This window comes from Streptomyces beijiangensis, from assembly GCF_017315755.1.
Classification (GTDB): domain Bacteria; phylum Actinomycetota; class Actinomycetes; order Streptomycetales; family Streptomycetaceae; genus Streptomyces; species Streptomyces beijiangensis.
The window spans coordinates 1-15,376 of sequence record NZ_JAFLRJ010000217.1 but is presented as its reverse complement, the minus strand read 5'-3'; the positions used below and the strand labels follow the sequence as shown (position 1 = coordinate 15,376).

Here is a 15,376-nt window from a genome sequence, read left to right as displayed (position 1 = left end):
CCTCACCGCTCACGGCGACCCCGAGGGGGTCGCCGTGAGCGGTGAGGGGCGGGGTTCGGTGTGGGGGGGGAACGGGACGGGGCGTCGGTGCCCGACGAGGAGTGGGACCGGTTTCTGCGTGAGTCGGTGACGGGGGTCGCCGATGCGCCCCGGGAACCGTCGGCGCGCGCCCGTGAGGTGGCGGGCCGGCTGCGGGAGCAGCCCGGTCGGCCGGAGGCTTGGCGTACGCACACGCTTCCCCGGCGTGGGCGGCGGAAGGGCTGGTACGTCGTGGGGCTGGTGGCCTCGGCGGTGTTGCTCGCCGTGGCGCTCGCTCCGTCGCAGGTCGGGGGCCTGGTCGGCATCGGGGGTTCGGACGCCCGGCCGCTCGCGGCCGAGACCGGGAACCCGGATCAGGCGCCGCCCGCGGAGCCTGCCCTGCGCCCCACCCTCGACGAGCCCTTCAAGGGGTCGCCGGCGGCGCGCTGGGCCAGTGGGTCGGCGGGGATCACGGTGCCGGTGGCCAAGGCGACCGGGTGGATGAGCGCGGGCCAGGTGGGGCGTGCCCTTGAGCAGAGCCGCGCCTTCCTCGTCTCCTCCAGCCTGGACCGCGAGGTGCTGCGGGGTGTGCGCCCCGACAAGGCGATCACTCTGATCAACCCGCACCAGCAGGACACCCAGGCCTACCTGAAGGCATCGTTCCGTACGCCCAGCGAGGAGAACGATCCGCTGCTGCTGTTCAGCCGCTTCCGGGCCTCCGAGGTACGGCTCGTCGGAGATGTGGTCAAGACCCGGGGCCGGCTCACCTACGGGGAAGGCAAGCGCGGTGCGCTCCAGGTGACCGCCGATGTCACCTTCGTCTACCCGGTCACGCGCGCCGCGGCGGGCAGCGACGAGGTCGTGCGCACCATCGTGCGGCGTGAGGTGGTGATGAGCTGGGACAACCCCGCCAAGGTGATCACCGAGCCGGGGACGTTCTCGCTCGTCTCGTACAAGCTCGACATGACCAACGGCGGTTGCGGGGGCCCAACCGGCTTTCTCACTCCGGCATTTGGCCAGGACCGGGACACGGCGGAGGTCGGCGGCGAAGTCGATCCGTACGACCGGAGCACGCCCCTCAAGGGGAGCGGTCAGGGCGCGGACGACGACGGGTGCCGTACCGCCACCCGCTCCTAGGACCGGGGGCGGCAAAGGACGCGCGAACAGGCGGGGGGACGGGATTCATGACGTATCGGCGTGCGGTGATACCGGCGTTGGCCGGTGGGCTGCTGCTCACGGCGCTGCTGTGGTGGGCGGGGGCGAGCACGGATGCGCTTCGACTGCCGGGCGCCCAGGGCGTGTTGGGTGCGCAGGCTGCCGGTGATCTGGAGAGGTGGCTCCTTCCCTGGTCGTACGAGTCGCCGGAGTCGGTCGCGCTCGGCGGCGGGAACGTGGTGGCGGTCGGCGGTGGTCGCTATGTCGGCCTGTACGCGACCGCGATGCAGATCCGGTTCGCGGCGGTCTTCGTCTTCTTCGTGCCCGGGGCGTTGCTCCTGGTACGCAGACTGCCGCCGGTGCACGGCCGGGTGCCGGCCACGCTGCTCGCGGTGTGGGCCTGGGGCCTGGTCGCGACGACCCTGGCTGTGACGGTTTCGGCGCCGTGGCTCATCGCCTCGCAGGGGCACGGCAGTTACCGGTTCCTGCCGCAGCTGGCGGGCACCATCACGTCCGGGCAGCAGATCGCCGTGGTGACGGGGTTGGTGGCGGCGGTCGCGGCCGTGCTCGTGGCGCGCGTCACCGTCAGGGGCACCGGTCCGCTGCCGCGGGAGGCCGTCCCCGTGCGCGCCTCCGTGTGGGCCGCGACCGCCGGGACTCTGGTGGTCGCGTTCTCACTGGTCGTCCTCTCGTACGAGTCGGTCGCCGCCGAGTTGCAGACGGCCTTCGCGGGCAGCGGGATGTTCGGCGAACCGGGCGACCTGCTGCGCGAGTGGCTGCTGCTCGGAGGCTGGGCAGGGCCGGCGGGCACTCCGGTCGGGCACTGGCTCCTGGTCAGGGCCGCCGACGCGCTGCTGCTCGCCGTGGTGTGGTGCGCGCTGCGGTGGCTGCCGGGGCTGCTCGTCCGTGTGACGTTCCCGGCGATGGCGGTCGGCGCGGTCTGCGCGACGGTCATCGGCCTCCTCGCGAGCCAGCTGCTGCGGATGGTGACGGACGGGACCGATCCGCGCTATGGCGTGGTGCAACGGGCCGCGGGGCTGGGCGGTGGCGTGCCCGCCGCTCTGACCTGTGGCCTGGTCGCGGGGGTGGTGGCCGCCGTGACGCTGAGGGTGGCCGGCGGCGGTGTGGCGAAGGGCGATGGGGCGGCGGCCGTCGAGGTACCTGCCGGATCCGCCCAGCAGGCCTAGGCGCCGGTCCCGGGTTTCCAGGTCAGGACCCCGTCCGGGCAACCTAGTGGCCTCTCCATGCATCTTCACAGAGTCCGGCGTGACAATGATCCACGGGCCTCCGGCAGGGACGACAGTCCGGAGGGCGGGGAGGACTGGGGCTTGATCGTGAAGATGCGGAAGAGACAGCGGCAGGGCGCGGTCGCGGGTGCGGCCGTCGCGGGGGTCGCCGCCGTGGTGGCGTTGGCGCTCATGGCCGGGGGCTCGGGCGGCTCGGACGGCTCGTCGGAGCAGGGCAAGGACACGACCGCCACCGCGCCGCGCAAAAAGCCGGTGGCTCATGCGCCGGCCGTTTCGGCGACCCCGTCGTGGGACGGGAAGACCGAGGTGATCGGCGACGGCTCCACCTCGTACACCGGGCCGCAGCCCAAGCAGCTCAAGCCGGAGAAGCTCAAGCCGGGGGAGAAGCCCCCGCAGTTCGTGGTCTTCTCCTGGGACGGCGCCCTGGAGAACGACGACCATCTCTTCTCCCGCTTCCGGGAGTTGGGCGAGCGGTACGACGCGCAGATGACGTTCTTCCTCAGCGGCATCTATCTGCTGCCGGACGCCAAACGCAAGCTCTACCACGCGCCCCTGCACTCCGCCGGTGCGTCGGCGATCGACTTTCCCACCGAAGAGCACATCAAGGAGACGCTGGAGCAGCTGCGTCTGGCGTACGAGGACGGCAACGAGATAGGCACCCACTTCAACGGCCACTTCTGCGCCCCCGACCCGGGCGGCGCCAAGTGGAGCACGGAGGAGTGGCGGAGCGAGATAGCCCAGGCGTACTCCTTCGTGCAGAACTGGAAGACCAACACCGGCTTCACCGACATCCCGCCGCTGCCCTTCGACTACGCGCGCGAGCTCGCCGGCGGCCGGGCGCCCTGTCTGGAGGGGCAGAAGAATCTGCTGCCCGCGGCGAAGTCGTACGGATGGCGGTACGACGCCAGTTCACCCGGCGAGTTCCAGGTGTGGCCGGCGAAGAAGAACGACATATGGAACTTCCCGCTCCAGCTGATGCCCTTCCCCGGCAAGGACTTCCAGGTCCTGTCGATGGACTTCAACTTCCTGTACAACCAGTCCGGCGGCGAGGTCACGCAGGGCGATCCGGCGAAGTACCCGCAGTGGGAGAAGCAGGCCGTCCAGGGCTACCTCAACGGTTTCCAGCGCGTCTACAACGGCAGCCGCGCGCCCCTGTTCATCGGCAACCACTTCGAGACGTGGAACGGCGGTATCTATATGCAGGCCGTCGAGGACGTCATGAAGGACGTGTGCCGCCGCGACGGAGTGCGCTGCGTGTCGTTCAAGGAGCTGTGCGACTGGCTCGATGTGCAGGATCCGGATGTGCTGGCCAAGATGCGGAACCTGGACCCGGGCCAGTCCCCCGACTGGTCGACGTTCCTGAAGAAGTGACCTGTCGGTGAAGCGAGTTGAGGGCCTTATCTCTTCACGGGGTGGGACTCCGTTCCCTCCGTGGCCCCGGCCGCCTTCTCGTACCGCGTCCAGATCTCCGTGGGGAAGCTGCTGCCGGGCGCCTTCAGAGGCAGCAGCGTCTGCGTCTTGGGGTTGACCCGGAAGACGGACACGTTCGTCGCCGCGAACCGGTCGTAGCCGACGAACGAGGTGGACGTGCCGTCCTGCGCCGTCCCCGGCAGCCCGGCCAGCCCCGGACCCGCTGCTGCCACCGCCTTCGAGGCCCCGTCGGTGACCGCTTCGCTCAGCGCCGCGTCCACTTCGGCGGCGACCTCCGGGGTGAACGGGTGCGTGACCTTGGGCCGTTGCAGCGGCTGCTGCTCGCCGACGTGCGTGACGCGCACCACCGAGTACGGCTCGGTGTGCGCCCCGGCTGCCGCGAAGGTCCCGTACGCGCTGGCCATCCGGATCGGGCTCGGGGTGGCGCTGCCCAGCGAGAAGGAGGGCACCTGCTCCCCGAAGCTGTCCGGCAGCAGGCCCGCGTCGACGGACGCCCGGCGCACCCGGTCGAGTCCGACATCCATGCCGAGTTGTACGAGGGGACCGTTCACCGCGTTGCTCACCGACCGGGCGAGACCGATCGGTCCCCATGACCGGTCGTCCGCGTTGACCGTCTTGACCTTCTTTCCGTCCCGGTTCCAGTACGGGCCCTCGGGCGTCCGCACCACGGCATTGTTGTTCCCGTCGTACACGGACTGCGGGCTGACAGGGGTACGGGGTGAGTCCCGTTTCAGCAGGACGCCGTCGCGCAGCCCGGCCGCGTAGACGAAGGGGGCGTACGCCGTCCCGGCCGGCACGATCGAGATGCCCGCGTCGTTGAAGCCCTGCTTGATGTAGTCGGGGCCGCCGTAGAGGGCCAGGATGCGACCGTCCGTGGCGACGGTGGCCGCGCCGACCCGCACATCGCGGTCGTCGGAGCGGGTTTTCGGGCGGAGGCGGCCCAGTTGGTTCTTCACGGCGGTGGCCAGTGCGGTGACCTTCGGCTTCTCGAAGGTCGTGTAGATCTGGTAGCCGCCGAGGTCGAACTGGGCGTCGGAGATCCCGCTGCGCGAGGCGACGTACATCCGGGCGGTGTCCACGAGATAGCCCGTCTGACCGCTGAGCCCGACCGGTTTGGGCGGTGCGATCGGCTCGGGGAAGGTCGTGTACGTGGCCCGCTCGGCGCGCGACAGCCGGCCGATCTTGACCATCCGGTCGAGGGTCCAGTTCCAGCGCTTCACCGCCCGCGCGTGGTTGGCCGGGCCGACCGACGGGTCGTACAGCGCGGCACCCTTGAGGAGCGTGGCGAGGAACGCGCCTTCGCTCGGGGTGAGTTGGGAGACGTCCTTGCCGTAGTAGGACTTCGCGGCGCGCTGCACGCCGTAGGCCCCGCGGCCGAACCAGCTGGTGTTGAGGTAGCCGTCGAGGATCTGGTCCTTGGTCATCCGGTTGTCCAGCTTCACCGAGATGAACATCTCGGTGATCTTGCGGGTCACCGTCTGGTCCTGGTTGAGATAGACGTTCTTCACGTACTGCTGGGTGATCGTGGAGCCGCCCTGGGTGTCGCCGCCGGTCACCATCGCGAGCAGTGCGCGGCTGATGCCCTTCGGGGAGACGCCGCGGTCGGTGTAGAAGGAGGCGTTCTCGGCGGAGAGCACCGCCCATTCCAGGGAGTCGGGGATGCGCTCCAGCGGCATCGCCTGCCGGTCGACCTGGCCGACGCGGGCCATCTCGCTGCCGTCGGCCCAGTAGTAGACGTTGTCCTGCTGCTTGGCGAAGGTGTTGAGGTCCTGCGGTATCTGCGTGCGGTCGTACGCGATGCCGACGACCGCGGCCAGGGTCACGATTCCCCACAGGCAGAGCAGCAGCGCCTGTCGCAGGGAGGGCAGCCAGCGTCGTACGCCGCTACGTCCCGGGCGGGGGTAGTGGGGGCGCAGCCGTCGCAGTTGCCGGGGGGCGGAGCTGCTGGATCTGCTCCAGATCGCCTGCAACCGTGTGCGCCATTCCGCCGCTCCCGAGTGTCGTGCGGACATCCCCACCCCTGCCGGATCACAAGAAAAGGCCCCTCCCCGGGACCTATTCGACCTTATGTTCCCTTGCCATGACAGAGCTGTCCGGGGGGCGACAGCTCTGTCACAGTGTTCCGCCAACAGTCCCCCTCGCCGCTTCCGGCCGAGGTCACCGCTGTCGTGACTCGCGGCGGGGCGCCAGGAAGAGTGCCGCGAGGAGTGCTCCGGCCAGTACCAGGACGGAGTTGACGAGGATCGCGACCGTGACTCCCGACAGGACGGCATCCGGTCCTGTTCCTGTGCCCATCCGGGCGGTGGCGACGGCGCTCATGACCGGGATGCCCAGCGTGATGCCGACCTGCTGGGTCATCGTCGCGAGGCCGGTGGCCAGACCCTGCTCCTCGTCGGGGAGGCCGGAGGTCGCGGTGACCATGAAGCCCACGATCATCAGCATGTTGCCGATCCCGCCGATGAAGGTGGCGGCGAGGAGCAGCCAGATCCATGCGCCGGAGGTGCCGAGCGCGAGGAGCGAGGCGGTGGCCGCGGCCTGGACCAGAGCGCCGGTCACGATCGTCCTACGGTTGCCGAAGCGGCCCACGGCCCGGCCGCCGAGGGTGCCGCCGATGACGGTGCCCGCACCGAGGACGCCGAAGGCGAGACCGGTGGCGAGCGGCGAGTAGTGCAGGACTTTCTGCAGGTAGAGCGTGAGCAGGAAGACCAGGGACGTCTCGGTGACGAAGGCGATCAGGCCGGTGGTGTTGCCCCAGATGACGCTGCGGCGCTTCAGGACGCGGACCGGGACCAGGGGTGCTGTCGCGCGCTTCTCCACGTACCAGAACGCGATCAGGAGGGCGATGCCCGCGAGGAGTGCGGTCAGGGTGGTGGGGGCGGTCCAGCCGGTCTCGCCCGCCTGGGTGAGTCCGTAGACGAGGAGCAGCAGGCCGCCGGTGACGGTCGCGGCGCCGGGGAGGTCGAGCTTCGGGCGTACGGCGGGGCGTGAGTCGGTGATCAGGGACGGGGCGAGGGCGACGACCAGGGCGGCGACGGGCACGTTGATGAAGAAGGCCCAGCGCCAGGAGAGCAGGTCGGTGAGGAGGCCGCCGAGGATCGCGCCCGCGGTGAATCCGGCGGACATCAGGGCGCCGTTGAGCCCCAACGCCCGTTCCCGCAGGGGGCCTTCCCGGAACGCGGTGGTGAGCAGTGCCAGTCCTGCGGGGGTGACCGCCGCGGTGGCCAGACCCTGCAACACCCGTGCGGTGAGCAGGACTTCGGGGGTGGTGGCGAGGCCGCCGAGTGCGGAGGAGAGGCCGAGGACGGCCATGCCGCCGATGAACAGGCGCTTGCGGCCGACCAGGTCGGCCACGCGGCCGAAGAGGAGGGTGAATCCGGCGGCTGCCAGGGCGAAGGAGGTGGCGATCCACTGCAGGTGGGAGAGGGAGAAGCCGAGGCCCTCGCCGACGACGGGGAGTGCCACGTTCAGGATGGAGAAGTCCACGGCGATCATGAACTGGGCGCCCAGGAGGAGGGTGAGCACCAGTTTTTGACGACCCGTCATGGATGTGTGCCGGCGTGGTTCCGCGGTGGACCGCGGCTGGGTCTGCGTGGGTGCGGACATGGCGTGACCTTCCTGAGGTGGGAGCTCTAACGGATCCGTGGTTCCGTTAAGCTGCGCCCACCGTAGCAGGACGGAGCGACTAATGGAACTGTGGAACCGTTATGGCAGAGGTGGGGGTGCTGTCAGGTACACCCCGCACTCGGTGTTTACGGCCATCGTGGCGACCGCCCCCGCTCCGTAGCGTCGATCCCGACAGCACCGAGCAAGTGCTACGAGGGAGTTGACGATGATGTTCGGCCGCAAGAACCAGGCGCAGACCAGCAGGGCCGCCGAGGCCCTGCGACTCGTATCGGTCAGCAAGAGTTACGGATCCGGCGACAGCGCCGTCACCGCCCTCGACGGCGTGACGCTCAGCCTCCCCGCCGGGACCTTCACCGCCGTGATGGGCCCCTCGGGCTCCGGCAAGTCCACGCTCCTGCAGTGCGCGGCCGGTCTCGACCGGCCCGACAGCGGGATCGTGATGGTCGACGGCGAGGAGATGACGGGCGGCAGCGAGGCCGAGCTGACCCGGTTCCGCAGGCAGCGGATCGGCTTCGTCTTCCAGCAGTACAACCTGCTCCCCACGCTGACCGTCGCCCAGAACACCACCCTTCCGCTCAGGCTCGCCGGACGCCGTGTCGACCGCGGGCGGGCCCGGCAGATCCTCGCCCAGGTCGGCCTCGGCGACCGTCTCGGCCACCGCCCCGACCAGCTCTCCGGCGGTCAGCGGCAGCGCGTCGCCATCGCCCGCGCGCTGGTCACCGAGCCCAGCGTGGTCTTCGCCGACGAGCCGACCGGGGCGCTCGACACCCGCAGCGCGCGTGATGTGCTGCGGCTGCTCCAGGAGGCGGTACGGGTCCACGGGCGGACCGTGGTGATGGTGACCCACGACCCGGTGGCCGCCTCGTACGCCGACTCCGTGCTCTTCCTGGCGGACGGCCGGCTGGCGGGCGAACTGCGCGCACCGACCGTGGACGCGGTGGCCGAGCGCCTCGCGCACCTGGGCGACGACACCCTCCTGGAGGTGTGAGTCATGTCCGCTCCCGCCCTGTTCACGGCCCCCATGCTCACCCTGGCCATGCGCTCGATCCGGCTGCGCCCTGGGCGCTTCGCCGCCACCCTGCTGTCCGCCTTCCTGGGGGCCGCGATCATCATGACGTTCAACTCGCTGCACGACACGGCGGGCGGAGCGGGCGTCGACGCCGTCAGCTCCGATTCGCTCTCCACGGCGGCGTCCGTCGTCGGCGGATATGGCTCGCTGCTCGTCTTCTTCGCCATCGCATCGACGCTCACGGTCAACGTCCGCCAGCGGGCCGCCGAGATCAGCCTGCTCCGCTCGACGGGGGCAACTCCCGCACAGATCAAGCGAATGGTCGTCGGCGAGGCGGCCGCGGTCGGACTCGTCGGGGCGCTGCTCGCGGTCGGGCCCGCGATGCTCGCGGGGCGGGCGCTGCTCGGAATGTTCCAGGACAGCGGCCAGGTGGCGGACAGCGTGGAGTACGCCTTCGGTCCCATCGCGCTCTCGTCGGGCATCTCCATCGCGCTGATCGCCTCGGTCGGGGCCGCGTTTCTGGCGGTCAGGCGGGCGACGCGGGCAGCCGCCGGGATCCGTGCGGTGCCTTCCCGGGGGGCAACCCCCGGACCCCCGGCCGGAAAAGCGGGCAGGGGACGGAAGTTCGCCGGTTACGGCGCCCTCGCGGCCGGTGCCGCGTCCGTCCTGACCACCTTCGCGATGGACCCCACCGACCCGATGGCGATGGCGCCCGCCGCGTACGGTTCCATCCTCATCGCCGTGGGCCTCGCGGTCTTCTCGCCGGGGCTGCTGCAGGTTCTGCTCGCGGTGCTGGAGCGGCCGCTGACGGCGCTCTGCGGGGCGAGCGGCTATCTGGCCGTACTCAACATGCGCCGCAAAGCAGGTGAGTTGGCAGGGATCCTGATGCCGCTGATCCTCTTCATCGGAATCTCCACGGCGACGCTCTACATGCAGGCCGTCGAGAGCGACAAGATCAAAGCGTCGGGCCTCACCAAGTCGGTCGAGGACAAGAACCTGGAGACGCTGAACCTGGTGGTCGTGGGGATCATCGTGGTCTTCGCCTGCATCATGCTTATCAACAGCCTGTACGCGGCGACGAGTTACCGCAGCCGCGAGTTCGGCCAGCAGCGGCTCGCCGGGGCGACGCCCGGGCAGGTCCTGGGGATGGTCGGCTGCGAGGGGCTGGTGCTGACGGTGACCGGCGTCCTCTTCGGCAGCCTCTCCGGGATCGCGGGGATCGTCGCCTTCACCTCGGTCCGTACGGACTCGGTCCTTCCGCACCAGGGGACCGGGATCTGGCTGGGCATCGCGGCGATCGCCGCCGTGGTCACCCTGGGCACCAGTCTGGGCACGGCCGGCAGGGTGCTGCGGACCTCGGCGGTGGAGGCCGTGGAACTCGCTGCTTGACCGATTGAGCTTTAATGGTCTTACCGTTCCGTTAAAGCTGGAGGTTGGTCATGGGGTCTGACGTCGTGGAGCCGGGTACGGTCCGCCCCGGCGGGCGCACCGCCCGGGTCAGGGCCTCCGTACTGCAGGCGACGGGCGACGCGATCGCCGAGCACGGCCTGATCGGCCTGGACCTCGCGGACGTGGCGGCCCGCGCGGAGGTGGGCAAGACCACGGTCTACCGCCGCTGGTCGTCGACGTACGGACTGATCGCGGACCTCATCGCCTCGATGGCCGAGGACTCCTCGCCCCGTACGGACACCGGCTCCCTGGAGGGCGACCTCAAGGCCAACGCCCGCCTGGTGGCCACGACCCTCGCCGACCCGCGCCAGGGCCCCGTCTTCAAGGCGGTGATCGCGGCGGCGACCTGCGACGACCGCACGGCGGAGGCGCTGCGCCGCTTCTACGACGTACGGATCGCGGAATGGGCGCCCTGCGTCACCCAGGCGGTGGCCCGGGGTGACCTCCCGGCCGGAACGGACGCCCGCGAGGTGATCGCGGCCGTCTCGGCCCCGCTCTACTACCGCCTCCTCGCCAGCGGAGCCCCCCTCGACGAGGCGGCGGCGGACCGGGCGGCCGAGGCGGCGATCGTGGCGGCGCGGGCCGGGGTGTACGCGAGGGGGCGCTGAGGGGGCCCAAGGCGGTGAACCCACCTCCGGCCCCCTCGGCGGCTCACCTCAGTACAGCCCCTTGAAGCCGGCCCACCCCGTGCTGATCTTCACGCGTCCGGCGAACGACCCCTTGCCGTTGCCCGTACTGCGCCACAGGGTCCCGCCGGTGTCGCGCGTCACGAAGTCCGCCTTGCCGTCGCCCGTGATGTCCCCCGTGCCGATGAGGGCGTTGTACGAGGACCCCCAGGCGGACGCCAGCTTCACTCGCGCCTTGAAGCCACCCTTGCCGTTGCCGTCGTAGCGCCAGAGGATGTTGTTCTGGTCCTTGCCGAGCAGGTCGCCGTACCCGTCGCCGTTGAAGTCGCCGACGCCCGCGAGCTGCCGGTAGTTCTTCCAGTTCGACGCGATCTGCACCTTCGCCGAAAGACCGCCGGTGCTCGTGCCCTTGTAGAGGTACGTCACGCCCGTCGTGGCCACGCGCGCGATCAGGTCGGGGCGGCCGTCGCCCGAGACGTCGCCGGGCGAGGTCAGCAGGTTGTACTGGTTCCAGCCCTTGCCCAGCGACTTGTACGGGGTGCCGGTGAGGAAAGCCTGGCCCAACATCGTCCGGTAGTCGCGGAGTTCACCGCTGCTGAGCCGTACGAGGATGTCATTGCGCCGGTCGCCGTTCAGATCCCCGAAGGGGACGAGCGTGACCGTGGAGGGCCAGCCCGACGCGGACATCGACCCGTTGAAGCCACCCGCTCCATTGCCCGGCCGGTAGGCGATCGTCCCGGACGTCGACAGGGTGAGCAGATCACCGGTGCCGTCCGGCGCCCACGAACCGCTGTTGGTGAAGTCGCGGCGTACGGCGGCTCCGGCGGAGACGCGCACCGACTGGCTGGTGGTCATCGCGGCCCCCGAGCCGTCGGCGGGCTTCGCCGTCACGGTGACGGTGTAGTTGCCGTTGGGGACCAGCGCGCCCGCCGTGTTGCGGAGGTTCCAGCGCGCGGTCAGGTTGCCGTTCACCGGACCGCCGGAGATCGTGCGCACCACGGCGCCGGTGGCCTTGCTGGTGACCGTGGCCGTCCAGGACGCGGCGGGCTTCGACAGCAGCGCGCGCAGCTGCCACCACGGGTCGGTGGCCGCGCTCGCCTCCCACTGGTTGTCGCTCGTCTCGGACTCGACGGCGCCGAGCGCCTGCGTGGCCACCCCGCTGGGCACCAGATGGATCTGCTGGTCCGCGTCGACGTAGGCCGCGGGCCCGCCGAACTTGTCCACCGTCCACTTCACGCCGCGCGTGCCGGAGCTGCCGCTGAAAGCGCCGATCGTACGGGTGGTGGCCGTGCCGCCCGCGAAGGCGGTGAGCTTCAGGGCCCCGGCCGCGGTGTCGTTGCGTACGAGATAACCGTCACCGACCAGCGCCTCCCCGCTCGGAACGGAGACGGACTTCTTCGCCGTACGGTCGTACACGCCGGCCTGGGAGGTCGCGCCGCAGGACCAGTAGATCCAGCGGCCGACGGCCTGGAGCTCCTTCGGGACGCAGGGGGCGCCGGTGCTCACGGTGTCGGTCGTCTTGCCGGTCTTCAGGTCCTTGGCGGTGACGACGCCCGCGGTGGTGCCGGGGGTCCACAGCCGGGTGCCCCAGATCGAGGCGGCGGTGACGGAGCGGGTGAGGATGGGATCCAGGGTGGTGTAGACACCGAGGTCGCCGATGTACTGCTTTGCGGGCGAGGCGCCGTTGACGATGGCGTACCGGCCGGAGGTCTCCAGGACGGACCCCGAAGCGGATGGCGTACGGAAGAAGCCCTCCTCATCGGCCGAGTTGATGGACTGGACGGACGTCTCGGGCTCCGCGGGGACCGAGGACAGCGTCACCGCGCGCCCGTCGCCGGTGGAGTACGGGCCCGCCTCGCCCATGCTCCACCTCCGCTCGGTCGGGGCGGACGGAACGTACGACGTTCCGGTGGCGTCGATCGTGCGGGTCCGGTAGCTGGGCAGGAAGCTGCCGTTGGTCTCACTGGTCGCCAAGTTGCCGTTCTGCAGCGACAGTTGCGCGATGGTGGCGGCCAGTGGCGCTACCGAGGTCACCTCGGCGAGGGCCGGAGTCCGCGACCCGGTCGCGGTGATCCTGCGTACCGCCCAGTGCCCCGAGTCGGTCCCGCCCACGGCCAGCAGGCCGCCGTCGGGCGCGGGGAGGAGCGAGGCGTTCGCGTGCCGCAGCAGGGTGACCGGGTCGCCGCCTGCCAGGGGGACGGCCATGAGGCGCTCGCCCGACTTGTCAACATAGTCGCCGGGACCCGACAGCGGCGTGGAGCGGGCGACGACCAGCCAGTCTCCGGCGAAGCCCAGGCGGGGAGTACCCGGGACCTGCTCGTTGCCGGGCACCGGGAGTGGCAGCGTCGTGTCGGCGGCCGAGAGATCGGCGCGGTTCAGGACGTGCGCGCTGGTGAGGTTCGAGGACCAGACGAGGCGGTCGGCGCTGAGCGCGACGGAGTTGGGTACGGCGGAGACGGCGACGGCGTCGGTGAGCTTCGCGGTGGCCAGGTCGACCAGAGCGAGCTGGTACTTGCTGCCGAGGGTGTAGCCGATGACGGCGGTGGTGCTGTCGCCGCCCAGGACGGTGAAGTCGGCGGTGATCCCGGTGGGCCACCCCTCGACGGTGGTGCCGTCGCTACCCGGGCCGAACAGCCAGAGAACCCGGTTGTCGTCGGTGTCCCGCGCCCGGGTCAGGACGTGGGACCCGAAGGTGGCCGCATACGCGCCATGGGTGATGGCGACATCCGTACTGGTGCCGGCGGCCATGTCCCGCAGGACGACCTTGGCGGTGGGCGAGACGACATCGGCGACGATGTCGGACGAGGAACCGAGGTAGGCGTGCGAATCGACCCGGGCGAGGCTGCCCAGAGAGGTCGTCGCTCCGGTGGCGTACGAGGTCCACAGATACCCCGAACTGCCCTCCTGCGCATGCAGATACCCGGAGGTCCCGGCCGAGTGGACGGTGTCGGAGCGAGGGACGTAGCGATCCGACTGGAAGACCTTCTCCGCCGAGATCCCGGTGGTGCCGGCGAGGGCTGACGGTACGGCGGCGAGACCGAGGCCTGCGGTCACGGTGAGAACGACCAGAGCGGCGGTGACGCCACGGGCGGGTCTACGACTGGCCAACGCGATCTCCTGAAAGGAAGAGGGCGTGGCGGGACGGGCGGCGGCAACGGAATCACCGGAATCCGGATCGCGCAGTGCGGAACGCGGTACGCGGATCGCGCAATAGAAAGACGCGTCCCACGATGCGTGACGCATGGCATCCGGTACTGCGAAGAATCCCCAGCCCCCCGGCTGTCCCCCCAAGCAAGGAGCCCTGAGGGTAACAGCAGCTCCATGCATTCCAGGAGGCCTGGCGCCCACATTCACAGCAAGCAATTGCAGCCACCACGGACAAACCCTGCCAGGGCTGGGCAGGCTGGCCCCGGTACCCCCGGGGCCCATCCCCACCCTCAGCTCAACTGCTCATCCCGAAGCGCCTCCACGAACCGACTCCACACGGCGGGCGCGAGCCCGAGTTGTGCACCGTGCGCGCGCTTTGAATCACGGACGAGGGTCGACCCATCGAGGTGGGCGCACTCGACGCACTCTCCGCCTGCACCGTTGCTGTAGGACGATTTGAACCACTGAGGGGTGTGAACGCTCATTTCGCGTACTCCTTGATTACAGTCTTGACGAACTGTGAGGTCCGCTGAGGGCTCAGGGCGGCTGCCCTCAAGCTGTCGAATGCGCGTGTGTACTCGCGAATATGGTGCTCGCCCTCCAGGTACATGGCATCGGTGATGCCGTCTCGGTACACGATGTCTGGATCCTCTTGGTCGGGGAAGCCGAGCATGGTGAATGCCCCCGTCGGGGGGTAGTTACCCGAGTCAAACGAGAGAACCTGCAACGTGACATTCGGGAGCTGAGTGGACTCCAAGAGGCGTTCGAGCTGATCGCGCATCAGTGATCGGTCGCCGATGACATGGCGTAGAGCGGCTTCACTCACGATGAACCAGGCGTCTGGCGCGCCATCCTTGGTGAGGAGGCCTTGTCGCTCCATGCGCACCCGTACGGCGCGATCAATATCCTGCGCCGCCATGACCGCTCCGGTGGTGTGGAGCTCTCGGGTGTACTGCGGGGTTTGCATGAGGCCCGGCAGCAGTTCGCACTGGTATTGGCGGAATGTCGACGCGTCCTGCTCAAGCCCGATGTAGATGTTGAACCACTCAGGCACGCCTGATCCGTGAACTTGCCACCAGCCGCGCGTCTTTGAGTCCCTGGCGAGGGCCTTGAGGAACTCGCGCACCTCATCGCTGGTCCCATAGAACCGACACAAGGCGTCGATGTCCGACGGCTGGATGCGGCCACTGCCCGTCTCCATGCGGTTGACCTTGGAACCGCTCCAATCCAGGCCTGCACCCACCTGCGCGCAGGTGAGTGCACTCGTCTCGCGGAGCTTCTTGAGCTCGATCGAGAGGCGTCGTCGGCGCGCCGTTGGCGAACCAGCCATCTCAACTCCCTTCCCGTAGCGGCTCCCAGTCTCTTCGCCTAGGGGGGCAGTTGCCAATCACTCGATAGTGGGAATCCCGTCGTGCACATTGCACTACGGGATGCGAGCAGTCCACTCTGAGTGGCAGAGATACGTCACGCGCGGTGAGCTCAACACCCAATACCAGCGCGCTGGTTGTGGACGATGGCGACTGGAGAGGACTGCTTGTGTTCCAGGAGACCTGCATGACGCGTAAGCCGTGGGACTTGGCCTTCCTGGCCGAACCCCAGGAGGTGGCGGCACTACGCCGCATCGTGCGCACTCACCTCGGGCTCTGGGGTGAGCTTGTTCCGCTTTGACG

The 15,376-nt window shown here is 69.7% G+C and carries 11 protein-coding genes; 6 read left to right on the top strand and 5 right to left on the bottom strand.

All coding sequences use genetic code 11. The annotated features are described in order from the left end of the window. The first annotated feature begins 60 nt into the window (after positions 1-60). The 3 genes from J0695_RS22765 to J0695_RS22755 all read left to right on the top strand — a co-directional run bounded on the left by J0695_RS22765 (position 61) and on the right by J0695_RS22755 (position 3,791). Entirely contained in the window at positions 61-1,155 is a 1,095-nt protein-coding gene (locus J0695_RS22765; protein ID WP_307798722.1) for a hypothetical protein, read from the top strand. Between the two features lie 47 nt (positions 1,156-1,202). Then, the gene (locus tag J0695_RS22760; protein ID WP_206964100.1) at positions 1,203-2,360 is read left to right on the top strand and encodes a hypothetical protein; all 1,158 of its coding nucleotides are present in this window, start codon (positions 1,203-1,205) and stop codon (positions 2,358-2,360) included. Positions 2,361-2,513: 153 nt separating this feature from the next. After that, complete coding sequence (locus J0695_RS22755) at positions 2,514-3,791, top strand: polysaccharide deacetylase family protein (protein WP_206964099.1); 1,278 nt, start codon at positions 2,514-2,516, stop codon at positions 3,789-3,791. Positions 3,792-3,817: 26 nt separating this feature from the next. Here J0695_RS22755 and J0695_RS22750 read toward each other — a convergent pair whose 3' ends face one another. Together J0695_RS22750 and J0695_RS22745 are read right to left on the bottom strand one after the other, a co-directional pair. Then, entirely contained in the window at positions 3,818-5,863 is a 2,046-nt protein-coding gene (locus tag J0695_RS22750; protein ID WP_206964097.1) for a transglycosylase domain-containing protein, read from the bottom strand. Between the two features lie 145 nt (positions 5,864-6,008). After that, positions 6,009-7,454: an MFS transporter gene (locus J0695_RS22745; RefSeq protein WP_206964087.1), complete on the bottom strand. Its 1,446-nt coding sequence runs from the start codon at positions 7,452-7,454 to the stop codon at positions 6,009-6,011. Positions 7,455-7,680: 226 nt separating this feature from the next. Between J0695_RS22745 and J0695_RS22740 the strand changes: the two genes are divergently transcribed. The 3 genes from J0695_RS22740 to J0695_RS22730 are packed head-to-tail and all read left to right on the top strand — an operon-like array spanning position 7,681 to position 10,541. Beyond that, on the top strand, positions 7,681-8,463 hold the full coding sequence (locus J0695_RS22740) for an ABC transporter ATP-binding protein (RefSeq protein ID WP_242553052.1): 783 nt from the start codon (positions 7,681-7,683) through the stop codon (positions 8,461-8,463). Between the two features lie 33 nt (positions 8,464-8,496). After that, positions 8,497-9,873: an FtsX-like permease family protein gene (locus J0695_RS22735; RefSeq protein WP_206964102.1), complete on the top strand. Its 1,377-nt coding sequence runs from the start codon at positions 8,497-8,499 to the stop codon at positions 9,871-9,873. A gap of 50 nt (positions 9,874-9,923) precedes the next feature. Further along, the gene (locus J0695_RS22730; protein ID WP_206964085.1) at positions 9,924-10,541 is read left to right on the top strand and encodes a TetR/AcrR family transcriptional regulator; all 618 of its coding nucleotides are present in this window, start codon (positions 9,924-9,926) and stop codon (positions 10,539-10,541) included. Positions 10,542-10,589: 48 nt separating this feature from the next. Here J0695_RS22730 and J0695_RS22725 read toward each other — a convergent pair whose 3' ends face one another. The 3 genes from J0695_RS22725 to J0695_RS22715 all read right to left on the bottom strand — a co-directional run bounded on the left by J0695_RS22725 (position 10,590) and on the right by J0695_RS22715 (position 15,036). Further along, positions 10,590-13,667, bottom strand: a complete 3,078-nt coding sequence (locus tag J0695_RS22725; RefSeq protein ID WP_206964070.1) for an FG-GAP-like repeat-containing protein — start codon at positions 13,665-13,667, stop codon at positions 10,590-10,592. Positions 13,668-13,996: 329 nt separating this feature from the next. Further along, entirely contained in the window at positions 13,997-14,191 is a 195-nt protein-coding gene (locus J0695_RS22720; protein ID WP_206964067.1) for a DUF397 domain-containing protein, read from the bottom strand. Beyond that, on the bottom strand, positions 14,188-15,036 hold the full coding sequence (locus J0695_RS22715) for a helix-turn-helix domain-containing protein (protein WP_206964065.1): 849 nt from the start codon (positions 15,034-15,036) through the stop codon (positions 14,188-14,190). The genes J0695_RS22720 and J0695_RS22715 overlap by 4 nt, the downstream gene beginning before the upstream one ends. Between the last annotated feature and the right edge of the window lie 340 nt (positions 15,037-15,376).

What these genes read in the sequence shown, in the direction of transcription:
- J0695_RS22755 (WP_206964099.1), top strand. Translation starts at nt 2,514, where the DNA reads ATGCGGAAGAGACAGCGGCAGGGCGCGGTCGCGGGTGCGGCCGTCGCG.
- J0695_RS22750 (WP_206964097.1), bottom strand. Translation starts at nt 5,863, where the DNA reads ATGTCCGCACGACACTCGGGAGCGGCGGAATGGCGCACACGGTTGCAG.
- J0695_RS22715 (WP_206964065.1), bottom strand. Translation starts at nt 15,036, where the DNA reads ATGGCTGGTTCGCCAACGGCGCGCCGACGACGCCTCTCGATCGAGCTC.
- J0695_RS22720 (WP_206964067.1), bottom strand. Translation starts at nt 14,191, where the DNA reads ATGAGCGTTCACACCCCTCAGTGGTTCAAATCGTCCTACAGCAACGGT.
- J0695_RS22730 (WP_206964085.1), top strand. Translation starts at nt 9,924, where the DNA reads ATGGGGTCTGACGTCGTGGAGCCGGGTACGGTCCGCCCCGGCGGGCGC.
- J0695_RS22745 (WP_206964087.1), bottom strand. Translation starts at nt 7,454, where the DNA reads ATGTCCGCACCCACGCAGACCCAGCCGCGGTCCACCGCGGAACCACGC.
- J0695_RS22735 (WP_206964102.1), top strand. Translation starts at nt 8,497, where the DNA reads ATGCTCACCCTGGCCATGCGCTCGATCCGGCTGCGCCCTGGGCGCTTC.
- J0695_RS22740 (WP_242553052.1), top strand. Translation starts at nt 7,681, where the DNA reads ATGATGTTCGGCCGCAAGAACCAGGCGCAGACCAGCAGGGCCGCCGAG.
- J0695_RS22760 (WP_206964100.1), top strand. Translation starts at nt 1,203, where the DNA reads ATGACGTATCGGCGTGCGGTGATACCGGCGTTGGCCGGTGGGCTGCTG.